The following is a 20,651-nucleotide window of genomic DNA, read 5'->3' on the forward strand; positions in this document are numbered from 1 at the left end:
GGTTCACGTCCCCGCGTGACCCTGACCCTCGCCTTCGTCGCCAGCGACCGCCCGGAAGCGCAGCAGGCTCGTGCAGCCCTGGCCGCGCGCTATGGGGCCGTACCGGAATCCGAGGCCGATGTGATCGTCGCCCTGGGCGGCGACGGCCAGATGCTGGAGACCCTGCACGCCAACCTGCGACGCCGCACGCCCGTGTTCGGCATGAACCGGGGATCGGTCGGCTTCCTGATGAACGACTTCAGCGAGCATGACCTGCCCGAACGGATCGCCTCGGCCGAGCGGACGGTCATCCATCCCCTGCAGATGGACGCCTGGACCGAGAGCGGAGAAGTGCACACCGGCCTGGCGATCAACGAAGTGTCGCTTCTGCGCCAGACCCGCCAGACGGCCAAGCTGCGCATCACCATCGACGACCGGGTGCGGCTGGACGAGCTGTCGTGCGACGGGTGCATGGTCGCGACGCCGGCCGGCTCCACCGCCTACAACCTGTCGGCGCACGGCCCCATCATTCCGCTGAATGCGCGCATCCTGGCGCTGACGCCGATCAGCGCCTTCCGGCCGCGTCGCTGGCGCGGCGCCCTGCTGTCGCACGAGGCCAAGGTCGCCTTCGAGGTGCTGGAGCCGGACAAGCGTCCGGTCTCGGCCACCGCCGACAACTTCGAAGTGCGGCGCGTGGCGCGGGTGGAGGTGCGAGAGCGCCGCGACGTGGCCCTGACCATGCTGTTCGACGCCGGCCGATCCTATGAGGAGCGGGTCATGGCCGAGCAATTCTCCCAGTGAGCGGTCACGGCTTCTTAAGGCAGATGCCCTAGCGTCGCCGCAGATCGTAGGGAGTACGCCATGAGCAATTCCGCGCAAGTCATCCGCCCGCCCAACACCCTTCGCATGAAGGTCGGCGGCGGTTTCGGCATCAATGCGGACGCCATCGCCAAGGCGGAGGAGGCCCTGAAGGCCATGTCGGCCCAGTTCAGCCAGTGGCTGAACGACGAGGTCGCCAAGCTCGATCAGGCCCAGGCGGACATCCGCGACCAGGGCTACACGCCCCAGACCGCCGAGGCCCTCTACTTCCGCGCCCACGACCTGAAGGGCCTGGGCACGACCTACGAATATCCGCTGGTGACGCGCATCGCCGGGTCGCTGTGCCGCCTGCTGGACGACGCGGATACGCGCATGAACGCGCCCGTCGTGGTTCTGGACGCCCATATCGACGCCATCCGCGCCGTGGTGCGCGACCAGATCAAGACCGATGACCATCCGACCGGCCGGGTTCTGGCCGAAACCCTTGAAGCCAAGGTCGCCGAGCACCGCCAGGCCTGATCGCCGGCTGACAGGACGATCGAAGAGGCCCGCCTATCGGCGGGCCTTTTTGTATCTCAGGCCGCGTTGGCGGCGGCGATCTGCGCCCGATAGGCGGGCTGGTCCAACCGCTCCATCAGATAGACCAGATCGTCGCGCATGGCGTTGGGCCGCTGGGTCAGGAACCGCTCCAGCATGCGTTGGCGGAAGACGTCGCCCGAGGTGTCGATCCCTTCGGCCGACAGCGCCTTCCACGTGTCCACCCCGGACCGGAACGCCTGGAACAGGCGCGGCGGAAGCCCCGCCCGGTCGTAGATGGCCTTCAGCCCCAGCGGCCCCGCGTCATGCACCATCAGCCAGGCGCGGCTGTGCGGCGTGTTCGCCAGCTCCGCCAGCCCATGCTCGACCATCGCCATCTGTCCCCGCGCCAGCGCGCGCAGCATCAGCGACGGGGTCAGGGCCTTGCGCGCGTTCAGCTGGGCCACGAAGGCGCCCAGATCCGGCGTGGACGACGCCTGGTCGATCAGGTCCACGGTCGCGCGTTCGCGGGCGAAGGTCGCCAGGCGAATGGCCGTCTCCGGCGCGATGGCGTGGGCGTGGATCAGATGATCGCGCACCGCGTCGCTGGCCAGTTCGATCAGCCGCTCCGTCACATGCAGCGGCAGGGCTTGGCGATAGGCCATCGCGGCGACGACCTCTTCGGATTGCGGAAAGCGATCGACCACGACCGACAGCGCCTGTTCGGACAGATCCGCATTGTCGTTGGCGACCAGGATGCGGACCGCCTGCTCGTTCGCCTCGGCCGCCATCACGCCGGCGACGTCGCGCGACACCCGCCGCCGCGCCCCGCCACCGCCGCCTGGCGCAGGGTCGAGCCGGCGCGCACGATCTCGATCAGATCCCCGTCGGTGAAGACCGGCGAGGCGCCGATTATCGGCAAGGCGATGCTGTCGACGTCGGCGGCCAGCCGGCGCGCCACGTCATGCGGAATCAGGTCCGAGGCCTTCAGCGTCACCGCCATGGCGCGACGGACCAGTTCGGCGGCGTCCTGCGCCAGCAGCCGGATGATCTTCTGCGCCGCGACGCGCCCCGCCTCGTCCAGCGGCGCGCGCTCCATGCTGCGGCACAGCTTGTGGGCGGCCTCGGCCCGTTCGTCCTCGTCCGCGGCCTGGACCAGGCGGCGGATATCCAGTTCGGTCAGGCGGGCGCGATAGGCGGTCATGGAGCTCGGGCGGAATCGGCGTCTGGGCCGCAGCATGACCCTGACATGTTTAACGCCCGGTTTACCATCGAGGATCGACCGCTCAGCCCGTTTCCTTGTCGAACGGCGAGAAGGCGCCGCCGAAGCCGCTCGTCGACGATCCGTCCTGCCCCAGCAGCAGGGCCAGCAGACCCTGATCCTGCTTCAGCCGATCCAGGCGCGCCGCCAGCAGCTGATCCCGCTCGCCGAGAACGGGCGTGGAAGAGGATCCGTCCCCGGCGCCGGCGGCGGGCGTCCCCTGCCCCGCCGAGCGCTGCAGATTGGCGTGCACCTCGGCGACCGAGGCCGGGCGGCCGCCGGTATAGAAGATGCTGCGGTTGGCGCGCGCCGCCTCGGGGAACAGGGCCGCGGCGCTGGCCCCGGGATTGCGGTCCATCGCCTCCATCAGCTGGGCGGCGCCCGCCGGTCCCAGAAAATGGGCCGCGTACAGGTCGCCCGCGCCCGGCTCCCGTCCGGTCCGGCCCCGCAGATAAGCGGCGTTCGACGCGGTCAGCTCGGCCGCCATGGCCGAGGCCGCCTGGGGGTCGAACCGCAGGTCCAGCACGACGTTGCGCGCCGAGCCCTCGACCCGCCAGCGCCCGTCCGCGCCCCTGTGGATCAGGTCGGCGTACTGGCCGTAGCCGTGCTGGGCCCCATGCTTCTTGACGGTCGAGAGCCAGGTCTGTTCGATAAACTGGAAAAGCCCCGCCGCCGAAGAGGTGCGCGCCCGCGCCGACGGGTTCATCGCGCTTTCGCGCTGGGCGGTCTTCATCATGAAGTCGAAGTCGACGCCCACGACGTTGGAGGCGCGCCGGATGGCCGCCTCGACACCGCCTCCAGAGGGAATCGCGCCGATGCTCATGACGGCTCGACGGTGGCCGAACAGGGTTAATCAATCCCTAATCGTTAACGACGGCGTTAACGGCTTAGCCTTTGGTCGGCCGGCCGCCTTCCGCCCCAAACCCGCCACAAGTCGCGCGCTCAACTCTGACTTGCGGGCGCTGCGGGGGCGGCGAGAGCGGGAGTTGACGTCATGATGATACGCGCCGCCGGGGGTCCCGGCCTGATCAGTCCGATCGATTTCGGCGAACAGAGAAAACCCTTGCCGGGCTGGATGTGGGGCGCGATCGGCGTCTCGGTCGCCCTTCACGTGGGCGTGGCGATCGCCCTGTACAATCAGCGGTTCGAGATCGCCGCCCCGCCGATCCAGACGACGCCGCCGACCACCACCATCACCCTGGCCCCGCCGCCCCGTCCCGTGCTTCCGCCCCAGGTGGAAAGCCCGACGCCCCCGGCCCCGCCGACGCCCGTGCACAGGCCGCTGGCCATTGCGCCGACGGACTTGGTGTCGCCGTTCGTCCCGCCCGAAACGCCCGTGGCGACCGGCGCTCCCTCCCAGGCCGTGATCGTCAGCAGCGCGGTCAACGGCGTCGAGGGCGGCGCCGGCGCGGCGACGACCCAGCCGCCTCGCGCGCCCTCGGTCATCAACGACCCGACCTGGGCGGCCCGGCCCTCGGCCGCCCAGATGGCGCGGGCCTATCCCCAGCGCGCCATCGAACGCGGCGTCTCGGGCGCGGCCAGCCTGAGCTGCGTGGTGCGGGTGGACGGGGGCCTGACCGGGTGCCGGGTCGCCGGCGAGACGCCCGGCGGACTGGGCTTCGGCCGCGCGGCCCTGGGCCTGTCGCGCGACTTTCGCATGAACCCGCGCACGGTCGACGGCCGGCCGGTGGACGGCGCGACGGTCAACTTCACCGTCCGCTTCGCGATGGGCGACTAGAACCGTCCGGGATCGAGGGCGGCGGCGTGTTCCGACGCCTGGCCCTCGATCGCATCGGCGACGACCCCGGCGACCAGGGGCCCCAGCAGCCAGCCGTTGCGGCGCGGCGCCAGGGCCAGGAACAGGCCGTCCGCGCCCGGTACGGCGCCGGCCAGGGGAAGTCCGTCCGGCGACGCCCCTCGCACGCCCGCGCCCCAAGCGACCTCGGCGGAGTCCAGCGGTCGGCCCAGCACGCGCTCGGCCGCCTCGACAAGCCGCTGCGCCGAGGCCGGATCGGCGTCGAGATCGCGGCGTCCTGGCTCCATCGTGGCGCCGACGACGGCGCCGGCCCATCGGCGCGACATAGGCGCCCGGGCCCCGCACGACATGAGCGACCGGTCGGGATCGAAGACGGCCGATCTGGCCCTTGATCGGCTGGATCAGGTCGGCGAGGCGCTGGGCTTCGGGCGGGGCGCCGGGGATGGCGGGGCCGGCCCCCGTCGCCAGGACGACGGCCGCCGCCTCAAGCGTCATTCCGTCCAGGCGCAGTCGCCAGGCCGACGGCGTCGTCTCCAGACGCAGGACCTCGCCGTTCACGACCGCAGCGCCCAGGGCGGACCGCAGCGCCGCCAAGGCCTGCTCCGGCTCGACCTGCAGATCCTCGTCGGTGACCAGCGTGTCGCCGTCGCGGCGCGCCGCGAAACCCAGCGCCGCCATGCGTTCCGCCAGTTCCCCGGCCTGCGGCCCCGCCATTCCGCCGGTCGGGCGTTGAGGGAAATCCCCGCCGCCTGGGCGAACGCCGGCCACAGGTCCCGACCGGCCCGGAACAGCGCCGCCTGTTCCGGCGCGGCCTGATCTATGGCGGCCTCCATCGCCGGCGCGATCATGCCCGCGGCGACGGACGAGGCGTTGGCGCCGCCGGGATCGATCACCCGCACGGCATGGCCCCGTCGGCTCAGTTCGAAGGCGGCGCACAGGCCCAGCACGCCTGCGCCGATGATCGCGATGGGAGGAGAGGTCGTCGTCACCCGCCCCAAATCGACCTCCGGTCCGGGGAATGCAAGCCGACAGATCGCCCAAGCCAGGCGGTTCTCGACGCGCTATCAGTCGGGGCATGAACACCCTGGACGCCATCGCCGCCCTGCCCGACGGCGCGATCACCTCGCCCGCGGCCCGTCGCAACGCCGACGCCATTCTGGGCGTCCTGCGCGCCCACCTGCCGGCGCGGGGTTCAGTGTTGGAGATCGCCTCGGGCTCCGGCGAGCATGCGACGGTCTTCGCCTCGGCCCTGCCGGGTCTCGACTGGAAGCCCAGCGACCCCAGCGCCGAGGCCAGGGCCAGCATCTCGGCCTGGAGGGCGCAGGCCGGCGCATCGTCCCTTGGCGCGCCCTTGGCGCTGGACGCATCCGACGAGGCGACCTGGCCCGACCAGACGTACGACGCCGTCTTTTGCGCGAACATGACGCACATCAGCCCCTGGTCGGCGACCGAGGGGCTGATGCGACTGGCGGGCGCCCGACTGCGTCGGCCGGGCGGCCTGCTGGTGTTGTACGGCCCCTACCGCGAGGCCGATCACCCGCTCGCGGCGTCCAACCAGGCCTTCGACGACAGCCTGAGAGCCCGGGACCCGGCCTGGGGCCTGCGCGACCGCGAAGCGGTGCAGGCCCTGGCCCGAACGCACGACCTCGCGGCCACGCGCCGCGTCCAGATGCCGGCCAACAACCTGATGCTGCTGTTCCGGCGCCTCTAGGTCAGGAAATGCCGCCGACAGCCGGCGTCAGGGCGGCGCGATCGCTCATTTCCACCACGTCGCCGTCGCGGAACACCGCCGCCGGCGCGTCGGCGGGCACGCCGAAACGTTCGGCCGCCAGCGCCACGCCGTCGGCGAAGGCGATGACGGGCACCGAATTGGCGCGCGCCAGGTCGATCAGCGAGCGCACGGCGGCCAGTCCGGCCTCGTCCGCGGCGCCGCCCGGCACGACCAGGCCCTTGACCCGCCCGTCGGCGATGTCCTCGGCCGTGGCGGTGGCCAGGACGGTCACGCCGCCGGCCGACAGGCTGGCGTCGCCGGTGGAGATGGGGGCCAGACCGACGCCTTCGGCCCGAAGCGCCCCCTCCACGTCGCCCAGTTCGCCGAAGTCCATGCCGCGCCGCATCACCAGGCCCATGCGAAGACGGGTGGGAACCGGACGGTTATAGCCATTGCGACGGGGAGCGGCGGAAGATTTGCGTTGAGCGTACAAGACGTCTCCTTCGAGGGTTTCAATAAAGAATCTCGCTCGACGCCCTGCGGCGACGAACCACGAACACATCGGGCCAGAAAACGGACAATCGACGAGATCGACGATCGTCGGCTCGCACTCTGGCTCATTTGTGGAATGGCGACAGATATAGTCTGAATCCGAGCCAATTCAACCTGGCGCGGCGCGGATGTCCCCATCGTGATCCTGACGCCGCCATCGCGCTTGCCGCCAGGTCGGGCCCGACCTAGACAGGCCGAGGCATGGACGGACGCTGATGGCCTTTACCCGAACCTATGACGGCGACGCCCCGGTGCGGGTGAACAAGTGGCTGGGCCAGACCGGCGTCTGCTCGCGTCGCGAGGCGGAAGGCCTGATCGCGGACGGCCTGGTGACCATCGACGGCGAGGTCGTCGCCGACGCCGGCCGCAAGATCGCGCCGGGCCAGACCCTGATCCTGAACGACCGGGCCGAGGCGGCGCTGGCGGCGGGGGTCACGATCCTGCTCAACAAGCCGGTCGGCTATGTCTCGGGTCAGCCCGAACCGGGCAAGACGCCCGCGGTGCGCCTGCTGACCCCGGCCAACCGCATGGGAGACGGCGCCGCGCCGGCGCGCGACGCCTCGCTGCCCCCCATCGGCCGCCTGGACGAGGATTGCGCGGCCTGCTGCTGCTGTCCTCGGACGGGGTCGTGGCCAAGGCGGTGATCGGCCCCCAGTCCGATCTGGACAAGGAGTATCTGGTCGTCGTCGACGGCGCCGTGACCGAGGCTCGGCTGTCCCGGCTTCGCCACGGCCTTGAACTGGACGGCCGCCAGTTGAAGCCCGCCCGCGTCACCCAGGTTCAGGGCCAACAGCTGCGCTTCGTCCTCAAGGAAGGCCGCAACCGCCAGATCCGCCGCATGTGCGACCTTGTCGGCCTGGAAGTCGTGGACCTTCAGCGCGTCCGCATCGGCCCCTTGCGGCTCTCCGACCTCCCCGAAGGCCGCTGGCGCCACCTGACGGCTGACGAACGCAAGGGACTGGTGAGTTAAGTCAGGAACCGATCGATAGCCCTGCTCAAGTGGTTTCGGTCCATGACATGACCGCCGCCGTGTTCGGCCAATTCGACATCGAAACCCTGAGCTTTCAGATCATCTGCCATTTGAACGACGTTGACGAGGCCCGACACCTCATCTCGACGGCCTATGGATATGAAATAGCGCGACGCACCTACTGTTGTGGGGGTGCGAAATCGAAGCGGTTCCATCGCTATGACGTCGCTGAAAAGATCTCCGTTCGCCAAACCCAAAGACAGGGCGTAGGAAGCGCCGTCTGACATCCCCAAAACCGCGATCCGCGCCGGATCGACGGCAAGTCGATCAAAAGCCGTCTGCAGGCTCAGGTCGATGAAGGCCGCATCTAGCCCAACCGGACCATGACGCAGCCGCCAGCTGTCGCCGCGAGCGGTGGGCGCGAGAACCGCGAAGCCGCGGCGACGCGCCAGGGCTCGCAACGGCTCGATCATGTCCAAGCCGACTTGCCCGGCCCCATGTAGCGCCAGGATCAGCGGCGTCACTGCCGCCGGGTCACGGTTTTCGGAGGCGAACAGCACAGCATCGCGCCGATCCAGATGCAGATTTTCCGTCCCACCGCCGAAGGGCAGACTGTGGGCGCCAGGCCGCGCCATCAATCGAGCGTCGGCGTAAACGGCCGCGCCGGCCCGGCTTGCGACCGGAAGGCTCAGGACCGCCGCGGCGCCGGTTACGACAACGGAACGGCGTGTGACGGACGTCATTCGGCCAAGCCTCTGAACCAACGCTCAAGAACCCCCGCCTCGCGCCTCATCGTTTCCGCGCGCTCCGCCGCCTCGGCGTCCACACCCCACTGCGCCTCTTGAAACGCGCTCTCTAATCGGGACAGGTCAAACGCCTCTTCTCCGCTAAGCGCGCCTTCAAGCAAAGCCAGAGCGAGCACAGTCGAGCCGAACAGGGTCGTCGCCGTCGCCAGTCCGGTAAGCTGAAAGTCGTCCAACGAAAGGGCCAGAGTGCGAACCCTATCAAGGGAGACTTGAGGTTGCGCGTGATGTAAAACGCCGATCACCGGTCGGAGGTCTATGCCAAGTTCCTGTTGGCCCAGGCGCGCCAAGGCGTCCATTTCTCGATTTGTCGCCGCTGTAACGCGCCTTCACCCAGGTAGCAGATCGCATCGGAACCGGCATACGCGGCGATCTCATCGGCGACTGCCTCTCTAACAGACCCGATATGGTCGATGGCTGTTGACGCCAGCCTTGTCGCAGGCATCGACGTCGCATCAACGATCTGCTCTTGGGCGGCCCATTCCTGGGCTATAATCTGGGCGACGGCGCGCGTCGGCGCTATCAACGGATTCTTGGCGGGCGTCTTGGGCGTGTGGCCATCCAGTTGCACGGCCCACCGATCGCCATCAGGAGTAACCTGCACGTCCTTCCAGAAGCGCCGCACCTGCTCCTTGGAGATTTCGACATAGCCTCGGTGCGCAGCCGACGTAACTGGAGTTTCCGACATCAGGCCATTATCAGCTCGATCTGAACGCGAGGAAAGCTTTACGTCGGTGCGACATCAAATGCGATCGTCATGCGGTGATCGTCGCCTGAAAATGGCATCGTGCCATGCCACATGTAAGAGGGAAACAGCACCAGCCGGCCTTCTGACGGCTCGACGTAGCGCTCAGCGGCCAGCCCACCGCCGGTCGGCGTTCCGGGCTCGCCGAACTTGATCCAGCCCTCGTGGCCGCCCGCCTTCGCCGCCTTCGGCAGTTGGATGTAGCAGGCCGAAGACAGCCAGCCGCGCGGATGGACGTGATTGGCGTGAAAGCCGTTAGAGCGCAGGCGAACGGACCAACATCCCTCGATGCGATAGTCGCCCGTGTTGCGCGCTCGCAAGGGATCGGCTCCGCAGCCGATGGCGGTCATGTAGCGCCGGATAGGGCCGTCGATCGCCTTAAAGAAAGTCCGGATGACAGGATCCTCGCTGCGGGTCAGAGATGCCGTAGTCTGCGAACCGCCCCGCAAGGACTGTCCCACTGGATGGGTCCTTAGGACGTGCAGGCGCTCGAGGGCCTCAGCCAGATCCCTCAAATAGGCGGCAGGTCGGGCCAACCCGGCGGCGTGTCTATAAGCGTTGGCTGTACAAACGCGTCGTAGTCGTAAAGGGCGTTGTATCGCGGATCCCCCATCATGCGCCAGGCCGTGGCCTGCAGAGCGATGGCCAACTGGTCGTTGGGAGAGGCGCGACGCATCGCCTCGATCTCAACGATAGCCTCGCGCGGCCTTGCGAGCGCGAGCAGGCATTCCGCCAGGCCCAGCCGGACCGGAGCAGCCTCCGGCGCCGCAGACGCGACCCGCTGCACATGGCGTAAGGCCCGATCGGGATCGTCCGACAGTATCAGTTGCGCTGCCGTAAGTTCGCCAACCGGATCAAGCGGGCCGGCTGTCAGGGTGTCGTATCCAGCCCGCGCTTGGCCCGCATATTGGAGAAGGCGCGCTTTTCGAACACGCAGTTCGACGTCACGCGGATGATTCGTGATGGCGATATCCAGCGCGTGGGTCGCAAGGGCCGGGTCCTCGGTTTTCATCCAAAGAAGCTGCGCCAAATCCGCCAAGGCCTCGGCATAGTTCGCCCGTCGCTTCACCGCCGCCCTGTAAGCGTCCTCGGCCTCTTCGAAGCGGTTCTGTCCCTGCAACGCCCTTGCTAGAACCACCCAGGTTTCCGGCGCGTCGCCGATTTCCAACGCCGACCGCGCCAACCGTTCGGATTCAGCTTTTCGATCCAAGTCGCCATAGAGTGAAGCCAGGTTGTGCCGCGCGGATACGCTATTCGGATTGGCCTTGAGTGCTCGTTCGGCCAATTCGACCGCCGCGTCCAACTGGCCCAGGCGCTTCAAGGCGTCGGCATGATAGGCGAGAGAGAGGTAACCGGCGTCCTTGCTTTGCGTCAGGGGCGCCAGAACGGCTGCGGCTTCCTGCGGTCGGCCCTGAGCGATGAACGCCTTGGCCGCCTCCACCGGCTGCGTCATCTCATCCTCCTCACGCCCGCGAACGGGTCGTCTTCGGCCTCGTCCTCGCTGAAGCCGAAGTGGGCGAAGCCGGCCTTCATCTCGGGGCTCAGGGGGGCCGTGACCTGCAGGACGCCGCCGGACGGGTGGTCCAGCTCGATGCTTCGCGCGTGCAGTTGCAGCTTCAACCCGCCCGACAGTTCGCGCGACGCCTCGTCACCGTATTTCGGATCGCCCAGGATCGGGTGGCCGATGCCGGCCATGTGCGCGCGCAGTTGGTGGGTGCGGCCGGTGAAGGGTCTCAGCGCCATCCACGAGGCGCGGTGCGCCGCCCGGCTGATGGTGGCGAAGGCCGTCTCGGCGGGTTCCGCCTTAGGATCCTTGCGATCGGCCGGCCGCATCATCTCGAAGTCGTTGATGCCGGTCTTCTTCAGCGGCATGTCGATCTGGCCCGAATAGGGCTTGGGATTGCCGATGACGATGGCCCAATAGGTCTTCTTGGCCTGACGCCGCGCAAAGGCCCCGGCCAGCCGCTTGGCCGCCTCGGGTCCCTTGCCCAGCAGCAGCACGCCCGAGGTGTCGCGGTCCAGCCGATGCACCAGGCGCGGGCGGTCCAGCCCCTCGCCCCAGGCGGACAGCAGGCGGTCGACATGGCGGCTGGTCTTGGTGCCGCCCTGCACGGCCAGGCCGTGCGGCTTGTTCAGGGCGATGACCACGTCGTCCTCGTACAGGACCAGCGACTTGGCGAAGGCCACGTCCTTGTCGGACAGGGCGTGCGGATCGCCCGCCTGGCGCGAGGTGTCGTCCGGGATGGGCGGCACGCGCACCGCAGCGCCGGCGGTCAGCCGCGCCTCGGGCTTGATCCGTCCGCCGTCGACGCGGATCTGGCCGCTGCGGGCCATCTTCTGCACCTGGATGTTGGACAGATGCGGCCATCGCCGACGGAACCAGCGATCCAGCCGGATGCCGTCCTCGTCCTCGGCGACGTAAACGGTCTGGACTTCGCGCTTCGGCGCGGCGGCGGCGGGGTCGCTCACAGCACCGCTCCGAACGCGCGCCTGGCGATCGTCAGCCCGACGAACAGCGCCGCCATCGCCGCGATCACGGACAGGCCGACATAGGCGGCCGCCAGCCCCATCTGACGCCGCTCGATCATCAGGACCGCCTCCAGCGAATAGGAGGAGAAGGTGGTGAACCCGCCCAGCACCCCCACCGCTGCGAACAGGCGAACGGCCTCCTGCTGGGCGCCGCCGCGCAGCGCCAGCCAGCCCACGAGCAGGCCCATGCATAGGCCGCCGACGATATTGGCCAGGAAGGTGCCCCAGGGCCAGGCGGCGTTGGGCGCCAGCCGCCCGACCGCCAGGCCCAGCCCATATCGGGCCATGGCCCCCAGTCCGCCGCCGGCGGCGACTATCAGCAAACGTGCGATCATGGCCGGCTTATACGACGTTCCCGCCGCCTCGCCAGTCCGACGGCGTCAGCGAGGAATGGAGGCCTGTATCGAACGGGCGTCATAGACGCTGGGGCGATCCGGCTTGGTCCCACGGCCCAGCACCACTTCCAAGGTGGTGGAGGTCGGCTGCGGCCCGCTGAGGTTCAGGCCCACCCCCACGCCGACGCCCGACGCCGAATAGCCGCCATACCGGCTGCTGCCGCCGCCGATGGAGACGCTGGGGCGCACGCCCCCTGCGCCGCCCGGCCGTCCGTCCGTCCACGCCTGCACCACTTCGAACCAGTCGTATCCTTCCTGGGTCGTCAGGTCGGCCGCGCGCAGCAGGGCGAAATCGGCGACGGGACCGGGCGCCCCGACCCCGTTGTAGGTCACGCGATAGCGGTTGGTCTCGATCCGTTGCTCGGAAAAGCCCTGGCCGCCCGGTCCCTGCTGGGCGCCGTAGGGCGCGAGGCTGGCGCAGGCGGACAGCGCCAGGGCGGAACCGACGAGACCCAGAATGACGAAGCGCTTCATGACGATGTTCTCCTTCATCCCAATAGCGTCGTGCCGCGCCGCTCGTTCCCGCGTCACAGGCCCAAGGCGGCGCGCAACGTCTGGAAATCCTGGGGCGGCGGGGCCTCGACCGTCGTGGTCCCGCCCTCGGGATGCGGAAAGCTCAGCTTGGCGGCGTGCAGCATCAGCCGCGGCGCCGGTCCGACCGGCGTGGTCAGGGCGCCGCCATAGCGCACGTCCCCGATCAGCGGACGGCCCAGATGCGCCATATGCACCCGCAACTGGTGCATCCGTCCCGTCAGCGGCTCAAGCTCCACCACCGCCCCATGATCGCTGGCGCCCAGGGTGCGGTATCGGCTCTGCGCCCCTTGCGCGCCCGGCGCGTCGAAGGCGACGACGCGCATATAGGATTCGCGGCCGATCTCCTCGCGGCGCAGGGGCGCATCGACCGCGCCGGATCGCGGCTCGGGCGCCGCCGACAGCAGGGCCAGATAGGTTTTCCGGAACCGCCGCATCTGCAGCGCCTTGCCCAGGAATCCGGCGGCGGGCTTGGTCTTGGCCGCCAGGATCACGCCCGACGTGTCCCGGTCCAGCCGATGCACCAGTTCCGGCCGCTTTCCGTTCGACCGCGCGAACGCCCACAGCAGATCGTCCAGCGTATGGGCCTTGATCCGCCCGCCCTGGCTGGACAGGCCGCTGGGCTTGGAAAAGACGATGAGGTGCGCATCCTCGTGGATCACCCACGACCGGACGGCGGCGATCTCGTCTTCGGACAGAGCGACGGGGGTTCTGGCGGTCATTTCGGCTCTTGGCCCGACGCCGCCATGACGGTCAAGGCGTTGGGCAAGGCATGGCCTGCCGCCGTATTGTCGAACACGCACCAGGTCGGCGCATCCGCCGCCTCGCGCCGCAATCGTTCGGCCGTCGCCGCCAGCGTCTCGGGCGAATAGGCCGAATAATAGATTCTCGGCGCGCCATGCAATCGGATGTAGGTCAGGCCGCGCCATCCGCCAGGCGCGCCCGCCCCCGACACCGGCGCCGGATCGGCCGCCACGCGCGCGATCCGGCGGTCTTTCAGCCAGGCGTCGACTTCCGGCGCGAACCAGCTGGCGTGGCGTGGCTCGCAGGCGATCGGAACGGGCAGACGCGCCGCCGCCGCGTCGAAGAAGCGGGTCGCATCGGCTTCGTCGAAAACCAGCGACGGCGGCGTCTGGACCAGAACCGCCCCCAGCCGGTCGCCCAGCCCCTCGACCTCGGATGCGAACCGATCCAGCCCGGCCTCCGGCTCGCGCAGCCGCTGCTCCTGCGTCAGGACGCGCGGCGTCTTCACCGCGAAGCGAAAGTCCGGCGGGGTCGAGGCCGCCCAGCGCGCATAGGTGGCTCGCCGATGCGGTCGATAGAAGCTGCTGTTGATCTCGACCGCATTCATCGTCCGGGCATAGCGTTCCAGGTGCGTGCCGGGACCGGCGAAACGTTCGGCGACCTCGCGCGGCACGCTCCACCCGGCCGTCCCCAGCCTCAGTTCAGGCATCGCCGCCCTGGTCCGCCATCCGCGCCCGCATCTCGGCCCAGCGCTCCAGCCGCGCCTTGATCTTCTCTTCGTGGCCTTCGCCCTTGGGCTTGTAGAAGACGCGCCGCTCCATCTCGTCGGAAAGAAGTTCGCGCCTGAGAAGCCCTCGGGCGTGTCCGGGTCGTATTGATAGCCCTTGCCGTAACCCAGCTGCTTCATCAGCTTGGTCGGGGCGTTGCGGATGTGGGCGGGCGGCATCAGCGAGCCGGTCTCGTGGGCCGCCCTCTTGGCCGCCTTGAAGGCTTCATACACTCCGACCGACTTGGGCGCGGTGGCCAGGTGCACCACCGCCTGGGCCAGGGCCAACTCGCCCTCGGGGCTGCCCAGGAAATCGTAGGTGTCCTTGGCCGCATTGGCGACCAGGATCGACAGCGGGTCCGCCTCGCCGACGTCCTCCACCGCCATCCGCACGATGCGCCGCGCCAGATACAGCGGGTCCTCGCCTCCGTTCAGCATCCGCGCCAGCCAGTACAGCGCCGCGTCCGGGTCCGATCCCCGCACCGATTTGTGCAGGGCGGAAATCAGGTTGTAGTGCTCCTCGCGGCTCTTGTCGTAGGCGGGCGCCCGGCGTTGCAGCACGCCCGCCAGGCCCTGGACGTCCAGCGCCTCACCCTCCGGCAGGTCGAACAGGACCTCCGACATGGTCAGCAGATAGCGCCCATCCCCGTCGGCCAGGGCCAGCATCGCCTGGCGCGCCTCGTCGGTCAGCGGCAGGGAACGCCCCATGTGCGCTTCGGCGCGTCGCAGAAGCTGGTCCAGGGCGGCGTCGTCCAGCCGCTTCAGCACATAGACCTGGCTGCGCGACAGCAGGGCGCCGTTCAGTTCGAAGCTGGGGTTTTCGGTCGTAGCGCCGACCAGGGTGACGACCCCCGCCTCGACGAAGGGCAGGAATCCGTCCTGCTGGGCGCGGTTGAACCGGTGGATCTCGTCGACGAACAGCAGGGTGGACTGGCCGGCCGCGCGCCGCATCCGCGCCGCCTCGAACGCCTTTTTCAGGTCCGCCACGCCCGAGAAGACGGCGCTGATCGCCTGGTACTCATAGCCCGCCGCCTTGGCCAGCAGCCGGGCGATGGTCGTCTCGCCCGTGCCCGGCGGACCCCACAGGATCATGGAGCCCAGGCGGCCGGCGTCGACCATGCGGCGGATCGGCCCGCCCTCGCCCAGCAGATGATCCTGGCCGACCACCTCCTCCAGCGACGCCGGACGCAGGCGATCCGCCAGGGGGGCGTCGGGCGGATGTATGCCGGAGGCTTCGAACAGGTCGCTCATTCGGGCTCGCTCTTGGGGAAGCGACCTATGTAGTCGGTCGGCCCCGGCTTTTCACGCCCCCGGCGTCGTCGGTCAGCCGGGCATCCGTCCCGTCAGTTCGCGACCGCCCCGCAGGATCACGACTTCCGATCCCGCCCGCGCGCGCTGGAGATCGGAGGCCGACACGACCTCCCGCCCGTCGATGCGACGGATCACGTCGCGCGGCCGCACGCCGATCCGGGCCGGCAGACTGCCCCGCGCCACGCCCGTCACCAGCGCGCCGCGCAGGAAGGGGTCGCCGCCCAGGCTGTCGGCGAAGGCCGGGTTCAACGGCACGACGCGCAGGCCCGCCAGGCTGCCCGAGGACACGGTCGCACCGTCGCCCGGCTTGGCGTCGCCCGGCAGGGCCTGGACGCGGGCGTTCAGCGTCTGGGCGCGCCCGTCGCGCAGCACCGTCACCTGCACCGTGTCGTTGGGCGCCTTGGTGCCGATGCGGTAGTTCAGGCCGCCCTGGTCGTTGATCTCGACGCCGTCCACGGCGGTGACGACGTCGCCCTGGCGAATGCCCGCCCGCGACGCCGGACTGTCCGGATAGACGTCGGTGACCACCAGGCCCTGCGGCCGGTCCAGGCCCAGGCTGCCGGCGATGTCGCTGCTGACCGTGTCGCCCTTGACGCCCAGCCAGGGCCGAACCACCGCCGTCGCGCCACCCACGGCGGAATCGACCACCCGCTTGACCATCACCGCCGGCACGGCGAAGCCGACGCCCGACGAGGTGCCGCTGCGCGAGAAGATGGCCGTGTTGATGCCGATCAGGTCGCCGTCCATGTCCACCAGCGCCCCGCCCGAGTTTCCGGGATTGATCGCCGCGTCGGTCTGGATGAAGGAGCCGCTGTCCGAAATGCCCGTCTCGGTCCGGTTCAGCGCCGAGATGATGCCGTTGGTCACCGTCTGGCCCACGCCGAACGGATTGCCGATGGCCAGCACCAGGTCGCCGATCTGCTGCTCTTCCTGATCGTCGATGCGCAGGAACGGCAGGGCGCCGTCCACGCCCTGCAGCTTCAGCACGGCGATGTCGCTGCGCTGATCGGCCAGGATGACCTCGGCGGGGAATTCACGGCGGTCGTTCAGCACGACCTTGATCTCCGACATGCCCTCGATGACGTGATAGTTGGTCACCACCGTCCCGTCCGCCCGCACGATCACGCCCGAGCCGACCGACTGGGCCACCCGCGCCTGCGGTCCGAACAGCTGGAAGAAGGGATCGGCGCTCTGCACCCGCTGAACGCCCCGCGCGGCGATGTTGACCACGGCGGGGGCGGCCTCGCGCACGACGGGGGCGAAGCTGGCCTTCATCGCCGCGGAGTCGCCGGGGACGACGCGGGGCTGTTCGGCGAACACCCCTTCCTGGGCCTTGGAGTTGTCGGGATTGCCGCAGGCCGACAGGGCCAGGGCGGTGGCGAGCAGGATCGAACGGGTCTTCATCATCTTCCGACGCATGAGGCTTGAAGCGCCGCCATACCGCACCGTCTTTCGGGCCGGATCATGACGACGCCGCAGTTCGAACGACCCGGACGGCCCGCCGTTCCCTCAGCGGCGCCGCAGCAGCCGGTCGCGCGCGGCGTTGACCCGCGCCGCCAGACCCTCGGTGCCGCCCTGGTCCGGATGGGCGCGCGTCATGGCCCGTTTCCAGGCCGCGCGGATTTCGGCTTCTCCCGCGCCCGAAGATACCCCCAGGACCGCACGCGCGTCCGCCTCGCTGATCGGTTCGGAGCGCACCTGCGGCCGCGCGCGGGACGACCAGGCCAGATACAGCCCCGCGCCCGCCAGGCCGCCGCCGCCGCCAGCCATCCGCCCCGGAATGCGGCCAAGGCGCCTCCCGCCAGCAGCACCGCCCCCAGCAGCGTCGCGGTGACGCGCCAGTGGCCCCGCCCTCGCCGCTCGGTCTGGCGCCCCAGACGCACCAGGGCCCAGACGGCGATCGCCGCCAGCGCCAGCCCGATCAGCGTCATGGCTCAGTCTTTCAGGCGGCCACGTCCAGCGCCGCGTCGCTCAGCGCCTGCTCCAGGCCCATCGCCTTCATCAGGTTGCGCATCTCCTGACGCGCCGCGACGTGGGCCAGCGACACGGCCACGGGCCGCACGTCGTTGGACAGGTCCGCCACCGTCAGGCCGAAGGGGAACAGTTCGCGATAGATGACCCGGTCGCGCAGGCCCGGCCCGACGCGGAACCCGACCCGCTTGGCCAGCTTGTTCATCCGCTCTTCCAGGCGCTTGCGGTTGCGCGCCTCGGCCACCTGCAGGCGGTTGGTGACGACCAGCCAGTCGATGGTCGCATGGCGCCCTTGGGCGATCGCGCGATGCTTGCGCGCTTCCCAGACGCTTTCGGAATAGATCGACGGCTTCAGCAGCTCCAGCGACACCGGGTCCACCTCGCCCAGCAGGTCGAAGTCGACGAAACTGTCGTTCATCGGCGTCACGATCTGGTCGGCGCGCGCGTGGGCGGCGTTCGACGCCGCTGTGTCGCCGCCGGGGGTGTCGATCAGGATGCAGTCGACGCCGGCCGCGGCGGCTTCGTCGAAGGCGCGGTCGAACGCGGCGATCTGGTCCTCGACCGGCGCCTTGGCCAGCGCCTTGCCGTCGCCCATGTCCGGCATCATCGGCTGGGGCAGATCGTGGCCGTTCGCGGCCAGCCAGCTGGCGCGGTTGGTGAAGAAGCGCTGCATCGAGCGCTGGCGCAGGTCCAGGTCGATGATCGCCACGCTGCGCCCCGCGTGCAGCAGGCCCGTGACGATGTGGATGGCCAGGGTGGACTTGCCCGCCCCGCCCTTTTCTTGCCGAGGACGATCACATGCGGTTGCGTCATGAAGGCAGCCTCTACGGACGGCCGAACGACTCACGCTCGACCTGGGGAGACCGCTAGAGTCGGTCCCCGCGCCGCAAACGTCAACGACCCGTTAATCGCGCCTGTGGATCAGCCGGCGCGTCGGCACCAGGGATCGTCCACCCCGGCGGCCCGGCAGACCTCGGCGGCGGACCGACCGGCGGCGACCTCGACCTTCAGCCGCGTCAGGGTGCGTTCGCCGACCGAGATGGTCTCGAAGCGCGGCTGCAATCCCGCCATCGCCGGATCGCCGCCCAGCCGGGTCCAGGCGCCCCGCGCCGCCGTCTCGCTGGCGTAGGCGCCCAGCTGGATAAGCCGCGCCGGCGCCGTGGCCGGGCGCGGCTCGGCCGGGCTCGCAGCTTCGCTGGGCTCGATGTCCGATCGCTTGAGCAGCGCCGACGGCGCCTCGCGCACGGGTTCGACCGCACGGGCGGCGATCACCCGCAGCCCCGCCTGGGCGTCGCGGGCGTCCCACATGTCGTGCGGATCCATCACCGCCAGCTTCACCGGACTGAACGGGGCCGGCCTCAATCCCGACTCGGCGCCGCTCCGGCGGGCGCCGGCTGCGGGATGCAGCGGCACGTCGATGGCCGCCACATGATCCGCCAGCGCCTCGAACCGCCCCTGCCCCTGATCCTGCGAGCCGCACCCGCCCGCCATGAGCGCCAGGCTCGCTGCGGCGGCGATCAGAACTGGACGGGTCGCTTCTGCGGGCGTCATAACCGCGACCCTAGCCGCCAGCCTTTGAGGGCTGGTTCAGAAACAGCCTTAAACCGGAAGGTTAACCGCTCCCTCATGACAGACGCCTCCCCCTCTCCGTGGTCCGCGCCGTCGCGGACCTGCGCGCCGTCGTCGGCGACTGGAAGCGACAAGGCCTGAAGGTGGCGCTGGTTCCCACCATGGGCGCGCTGCACGAGGGCCATCTGACCCTGGTGCGCGAGGCGGGGCGTCGCGCCGACCGCGTCGTGGCCTCCAACTTCGTCAATCCGACCCAGTTCGCCGCGCATGAGGACCTGGGCCGCTATCCCCGGCGACAGGAGGAGGACGCCCGCTTGCTGGCCGGCGCCGGATGCGACCTGATGTTCGCGCCGACGGTCGAGGAGATGTATCCCGACGGCTTCGCCACCTCCGTCGTCGTGGCGGGTCCGGCCCTGGAGCTGGAGGGCGCGTTTCGTCCGGCCATGTTCGGGGGCGTGGCCCTGGTCGTGAGCAAGCTGTTCAACCAGGTCCAGCCCGACGTCGCGGTCTTCGGAGAGAAGGACTATCAGCAGCTGATGGTCATCCGGCGCTTCACCCGCGACCTGGACCTGCCCGTCGACATCGTCGGCGCCCCCACCCAGCGCGACGGCTGGGGCCTGGCCCTGTCCTCGCGCAACGCCTACCTGTCCGAGGCCGAGCTGGAGATCGCCCGCCGCCTCAACGGCGTGCTGGCCGAGGCCGGGGTCATGGCCGCGTCCGGCCGTCCTCTCGCGGAGGTCGAGAAGACGGCCCAGGAGGCCCTGCTTGCGGCCGGGTTCGACCGCGTCGACTATGTCGCCGTTCGTCGGGCCGACGATCTGGCGCCCTTCGAAGGCGATGTGGCGGACGCGCCCGGCCGTATCCTGGCCGCCGCCTGGCTGGGCCAGACGCGCCTGATCGACAACATGGCGGTGTGATCTAGCCGATCGCGCCGACGCAGCCCTCGGCCTCGCCGGGCGTCAGCTCGGCGTCGGTCAGGGCGATGGTCCAGCCGTGGTGGGTGTTCAGGCCCCAGCGGCGCGCGCCGCCGCCGTCGCCCGCGTCGCCGCCGGCGGTGACGATCACCCTACGGCCCTTGGGCAGGGCCGGCGGGTCGATCTTGCCCACGGCCAGCGAGGTCGGCGTCTCGCCGCCATAGCCGTCGAACACGCTCAGCATCGACCATTCGCGACGCAGGCCCATCCACCAGGCGTCCTCGGTGTTCACCGCCAGGACGGCGATCCCGTGGCCCTCCGCGGCGAAGGCCAGGGCCTTTTGCGGATCGCGCACCATCTTGATGTCGGCGGCCGCGCCGAAGCGCAGCCGGGCGCCGTCATAGGCGCGGGTGGGCTCGATCGGCGCCCAGACCTGGACCTGCAGGCGGCCCTGCCGCGCCAGGCCCCAGCCGACGATCTCGCGCCACAGGTGCTCGACCGCCTCGGCGTTCTCGGGCTGGGCCTTCGACAGCATCCGCGAAAGCACGGTCTGCTCACGGTCGGGGCGCAGCTTGGTGTGCGGACCGGTCGGCGCGTCCTTGGCGCGGCCCACGGTGGCGGCGACCGCCAGGCGTTGTTCGAACAAGGCCAGGATCTGGTCGTCGATGCTGTCGATCTCGGCGCGCAGGGCGGCCAGGGCGGTCTGTTCGGGGGTCATTTCGGCGTCCTCAGGCCAGACCTGGCGGACGGCGGCGGAAACGGATTGGGTCACGGGACTAGTCTTTCGGCGGAATGGATTTCGATATGCG

At 69.8% G+C, this 20,651-nt stretch carries 25 protein-coding genes and 3 pseudogenes; 6 read left to right on the forward strand and 22 right to left on the reverse strand.

Annotated elements, in window-relative coordinates; genetic code table 11:
* The first annotated feature begins 15 nt into the window (after positions 1–15).
* Together MU852_RS01480 and MU852_RS01485 are read left to right on the forward strand one after the other, a co-directional pair.
* On the forward strand, positions 16–780 hold the full coding sequence (locus MU852_RS01480; RefSeq protein ID WP_249750722.1) for an NAD kinase: 765 nt from the start codon (positions 16–18) through the stop codon (positions 778–780).
* A 60-nt stretch (positions 781–840) separates the two neighbouring features.
* Positions 841–1,317, forward strand: coding sequence for an Hpt domain-containing protein (locus MU852_RS01485; RefSeq protein ID WP_249750723.1), 477 nt, complete (start codon positions 841–843; stop codon positions 1,315–1,317).
* A gap of 56 nt (positions 1,318–1,373) precedes the next feature.
* Here MU852_RS01485 and MU852_RS01490 read toward each other — a convergent pair whose 3' ends face one another.
* From MU852_RS01490 to MU852_RS01495, 3 genes are all read right to left on the reverse strand, one after another.
* Positions 1,374–2,129, reverse strand: coding sequence for a DUF2336 domain-containing protein (locus tag MU852_RS01490; protein WP_347342318.1), 756 nt, complete (start codon positions 2,127–2,129; stop codon positions 1,374–1,376).
* Complete coding sequence (locus MU852_RS17640; protein ID WP_347342319.1) at positions 2,105–2,518, reverse strand: hypothetical protein; 414 nt, start codon at positions 2,516–2,518, stop codon at positions 2,105–2,107. The genes MU852_RS01490 and MU852_RS17640 overlap by 25 nt, the downstream gene beginning before the upstream one ends.
* An 82-nt stretch (positions 2,519–2,600) precedes the next feature.
* Positions 2,601–3,398 (reverse strand): transglycosylase SLT domain-containing protein, encoded by a 798-nt coding sequence (locus MU852_RS01495; RefSeq protein WP_249750724.1) that lies wholly within the window; start codon positions 3,396–3,398, stop codon positions 2,601–2,603.
* Positions 3,399–3,569: 171 nt separating this feature from the next.
* Between MU852_RS01495 and MU852_RS01500 the strand changes: the two genes are divergently transcribed.
* The gene (locus tag MU852_RS01500; protein WP_249750725.1) at positions 3,570–4,313 is read left to right on the forward strand and encodes a TonB family protein; all 744 of its coding nucleotides are present in this window, start codon (positions 3,570–3,572) and stop codon (positions 4,311–4,313) included.
* Here the strand turns inward: MU852_RS01500 and MU852_RS01505 are convergent.
* Both MU852_RS01505 and MU852_RS01510 read right to left on the reverse strand, forming a co-directional pair.
* Positions 4,310–4,657, reverse strand: coding sequence for an FAD-dependent oxidoreductase (locus MU852_RS01505; RefSeq protein WP_249750726.1), 348 nt, complete (start codon positions 4,655–4,657; stop codon positions 4,310–4,312). The two genes, MU852_RS01500 and MU852_RS01505, sit on opposite strands and share 4 nt — an antisense overlap.
* 228 nt (positions 4,658–4,885) lie before the next feature.
* Positions 4,886–5,320: an FAD-dependent oxidoreductase gene (locus MU852_RS01510; protein WP_283843731.1), complete on the reverse strand. Its 435-nt coding sequence runs from the start codon at positions 5,318–5,320 to the stop codon at positions 4,886–4,888.
* A gap of 86 nt (positions 5,321–5,406) precedes the next feature.
* On the opposite strand from MU852_RS01510, the gene MU852_RS01515 reads away from it, so the two are divergent.
* The gene (locus tag MU852_RS01515; protein ID WP_249750727.1) at positions 5,407–6,042 is read left to right on the forward strand and encodes a DUF938 domain-containing protein; all 636 of its coding nucleotides are present in this window, start codon (positions 5,407–5,409) and stop codon (positions 6,040–6,042) included.
* A gap of 1 nt (position 6,043) precedes the next feature.
* On the opposite strand, the gene MU852_RS01520 is transcribed toward MU852_RS01515, so the two are convergent.
* Positions 6,044–6,448, reverse strand: a complete 405-nt coding sequence (locus tag MU852_RS01520) for a hypothetical protein (RefSeq protein ID WP_249750728.1) — start codon at positions 6,446–6,448, stop codon at positions 6,044–6,046.
* Positions 6,449–6,809: 361 nt separating this feature from the next.
* Here MU852_RS01520 and MU852_RS01525 point away from each other — a divergent pair.
* Positions 6,810–7,564 (forward strand): annotated as a pseudogene (locus MU852_RS01525) (pseudouridine synthase).
* Here MU852_RS01525 and MU852_RS01530 read toward each other — a convergent pair.
* From MU852_RS01530 to MU852_RS01600, 15 genes and pseudogenes are all read right to left on the reverse strand, one after another.
* Positions 7,561–8,307, reverse strand: a complete 747-nt coding sequence (locus tag MU852_RS01530) for an alpha/beta hydrolase (RefSeq protein WP_249750729.1) — start codon at positions 8,305–8,307, stop codon at positions 7,561–7,563. The pseudogene MU852_RS01525 and the gene MU852_RS01530 overlap by 4 nt on opposite strands.
* Complete coding sequence (locus MU852_RS01535) at positions 8,304–8,543, reverse strand: hypothetical protein (RefSeq protein ID WP_249750730.1); 240 nt, start codon at positions 8,541–8,543, stop codon at positions 8,304–8,306. Before MU852_RS01535 ends, MU852_RS01530 begins: the two co-directional genes overlap by 4 nt.
* Positions 8,544–8,623: 80 nt before the next feature.
* The gene (locus MU852_RS01540) at positions 8,624–8,992 is read right to left on the reverse strand and encodes an ATP12 family chaperone protein (protein ID WP_249750731.1); all 369 of its coding nucleotides are present in this window, start codon (positions 8,990–8,992) and stop codon (positions 8,624–8,626) included.
* Between the two features lie 101 nt (positions 8,993–9,093).
* Positions 9,094–9,462 carry a putative 2OG-Fe(II) oxygenase gene (locus MU852_RS01545; RefSeq protein WP_249750732.1) on the reverse strand — a complete coding sequence of 123 codons (369 nt, stop codon included), beginning with the start codon at positions 9,460–9,462 and terminating at the stop codon, positions 9,094–9,096.
* A 161-nt stretch (positions 9,463–9,623) separates the two neighbouring features.
* Positions 9,624–10,565, reverse strand: coding sequence for a tetratricopeptide repeat protein (locus tag MU852_RS01550; protein WP_249750733.1), 942 nt, complete (start codon positions 10,563–10,565; stop codon positions 9,624–9,626).
* Positions 10,562–11,581: an RluA family pseudouridine synthase gene (locus MU852_RS01555; protein ID WP_249750734.1), complete on the reverse strand. Its 1,020-nt coding sequence runs from the start codon at positions 11,579–11,581 to the stop codon at positions 10,562–10,564. The genes MU852_RS01550 and MU852_RS01555 overlap by 4 nt, the downstream gene beginning before the upstream one ends.
* The gene (crcB, locus tag MU852_RS01560) at positions 11,578–11,973 is read right to left on the reverse strand and encodes a fluoride efflux transporter CrcB (RefSeq protein WP_249751826.1); all 396 of its coding nucleotides are present in this window, start codon (positions 11,971–11,973) and stop codon (positions 11,578–11,580) included. The genes MU852_RS01555 and crcB overlap by 4 nt, the downstream gene beginning before the upstream one ends.
* Before the next feature lie 48 nt (positions 11,974–12,021).
* Positions 12,022–12,510, reverse strand: coding sequence for a CC0125/CC1285 family lipoprotein (locus tag MU852_RS01565; protein WP_249750735.1), 489 nt, complete (start codon positions 12,508–12,510; stop codon positions 12,022–12,024).
* Between the two features lie 53 nt (positions 12,511–12,563).
* A complete protein-coding gene (locus MU852_RS01570; RefSeq protein ID WP_249750736.1) occupies positions 12,564–13,289 on the reverse strand; it encodes an RluA family pseudouridine synthase in 726 nt (241 codons plus the stop codon).
* Complete coding sequence (locus MU852_RS01575; protein ID WP_250202466.1) at positions 13,286–14,020, reverse strand: DUF72 domain-containing protein; 735 nt, start codon at positions 14,018–14,020, stop codon at positions 13,286–13,288. Before MU852_RS01575 ends, MU852_RS01570 begins: the two co-directional genes overlap by 4 nt.
* Positions 14,013–15,328, reverse strand: a pseudogene (locus MU852_RS01580) (replication-associated recombination protein A). The gene MU852_RS01575 and the pseudogene MU852_RS01580 overlap by 8 nt, the downstream one beginning before the upstream one ends.
* A 72-nt stretch (positions 15,329–15,400) precedes the next feature.
* Positions 15,401–16,792, reverse strand: coding sequence for a Do family serine endopeptidase (locus tag MU852_RS01585; protein WP_249751828.1), 1,392 nt, complete (start codon positions 16,790–16,792; stop codon positions 15,401–15,403).
* A 105-nt stretch (positions 16,793–16,897) separates the two neighbouring features.
* Positions 16,898–17,158: a J domain-containing protein gene (locus MU852_RS01590; protein WP_249750737.1), complete on the reverse strand. Its 261-nt coding sequence runs from the start codon at positions 17,156–17,158 to the stop codon at positions 16,898–16,900.
* A 172-nt stretch (positions 17,159–17,330) separates the two neighbouring features.
* Positions 17,331–18,172 (reverse strand): annotated as a pseudogene (locus tag MU852_RS01595) (division plane positioning ATPase MipZ).
* Between the two features lie 108 nt (positions 18,173–18,280).
* Positions 18,281–18,910, reverse strand: a complete 630-nt coding sequence (locus MU852_RS01600; protein WP_249750738.1) for an SPOR domain-containing protein — start codon at positions 18,908–18,910, stop codon at positions 18,281–18,283.
* A gap of 98 nt (positions 18,911–19,008) precedes the next feature.
* Here MU852_RS01600 and panC point away from each other — a divergent pair, with 98 nt between their 5' ends.
* Positions 19,009–19,845: a pantoate--beta-alanine ligase gene (gene panC / locus MU852_RS01605; protein ID WP_249750739.1), complete on the forward strand. Its 837-nt coding sequence runs from the start codon at positions 19,009–19,011 to the stop codon at positions 19,843–19,845.
* Position 19,846: 1 nt separating this feature from the next.
* Here the strand turns inward: panC and MU852_RS01610 are convergent, their stop codons facing one another.
* Complete coding sequence (locus MU852_RS01610; protein WP_249750740.1) at positions 19,847–20,614, reverse strand: chorismate mutase; 768 nt, start codon at positions 20,612–20,614, stop codon at positions 19,847–19,849.
* Positions 20,615–20,651 lie beyond the last annotated feature (37 nt).

Source organism: Brevundimonas albigilva (genome assembly GCF_023503965.1).
In the GTDB taxonomy this organism is placed as follows: Bacteria; Pseudomonadota; Alphaproteobacteria; order Caulobacterales; family Caulobacteraceae; genus Brevundimonas; species Brevundimonas albigilva.

Excerpts from the sequence above, each read along its gene's own strand:
- MU852_RS01485 (WP_249750723.1), top strand. The coding sequence starts at position 841 with ATGAGCAATTCCGCGCAAGTCATCCGCCCGCCCAACACCCTTCGCATG.
- MU852_RS17640 (WP_347342319.1), bottom strand. The coding sequence starts at position 2,518 with ATGACCGCCTATCGCGCCCGCCTGACCGAACTGGATATCCGCCGCCTG.
- MU852_RS01495 (WP_249750724.1), bottom strand. The coding sequence starts at position 3,398 with ATGAGCATCGGCGCGATTCCCTCTGGAGGCGGTGTCGAGGCGGCCATC.
- MU852_RS01500 (WP_249750725.1), top strand. The coding sequence starts at position 3,570 with ATGATGATACGCGCCGCCGGGGGTCCCGGCCTGATCAGTCCGATCGAT.
- MU852_RS01505 (WP_249750726.1), bottom strand. The coding sequence starts at position 4,657 with ATGTCGCGCCGATGGGCCGGCGCCGTCGTCGGCGCCACGATGGAGCCA.
- MU852_RS01515 (WP_249750727.1), top strand. The coding sequence starts at position 5,407 with ATGAACACCCTGGACGCCATCGCCGCCCTGCCCGACGGCGCGATCACC.
- MU852_RS01520 (WP_249750728.1), bottom strand. The coding sequence starts at position 6,448 with ATGCGGCGCGGCATGGACTTCGGCGAACTGGGCGACGTGGAGGGGGCG.
- MU852_RS01530 (WP_249750729.1), bottom strand. The coding sequence starts at position 8,307 with ATGACGTCCGTCACACGCCGTTCCGTTGTCGTAACCGGCGCCGCGGCG.
- MU852_RS01545 (WP_249750732.1), bottom strand. The coding sequence starts at position 9,462 with ATGACCGCCATCGGCTGCGGAGCCGATCCCTTGCGAGCGCGCAACACG.
- MU852_RS01550 (WP_249750733.1), bottom strand. The coding sequence starts at position 10,565 with ATGACGCAGCCGGTGGAGGCGGCCAAGGCGTTCATCGCTCAGGGCCGA.
- MU852_RS01565 (WP_249750735.1), bottom strand. The coding sequence starts at position 12,510 with ATGAAGCGCTTCGTCATTCTGGGTCTCGTCGGTTCCGCCCTGGCGCTG.
- MU852_RS01570 (WP_249750736.1), bottom strand. The coding sequence starts at position 13,289 with ATGACCGCCAGAACCCCCGTCGCTCTGTCCGAAGACGAGATCGCCGCC.
- MU852_RS01575 (WP_250202466.1), bottom strand. The coding sequence starts at position 14,020 with ATGCCTGAACTGAGGCTGGGGACGGCCGGGTGGAGCGTGCCGCGCGAG.
- MU852_RS01585 (WP_249751828.1), bottom strand. The coding sequence starts at position 16,792 with ATGAAGACCCGTTCGATCCTGCTCGCCACCGCCCTGGCCCTGTCGGCC.
- MU852_RS01590 (WP_249750737.1), bottom strand. The coding sequence starts at position 17,158 with ATGGCTGGCGGCGGCGGCGGCCTGGCGGGCGCGGGGCTGTATCTGGCC.
- MU852_RS01600 (WP_249750738.1), bottom strand. The coding sequence starts at position 18,910 with ATGACGCCCGCAGAAGCGACCCGTCCAGTTCTGATCGCCGCCGCAGCG.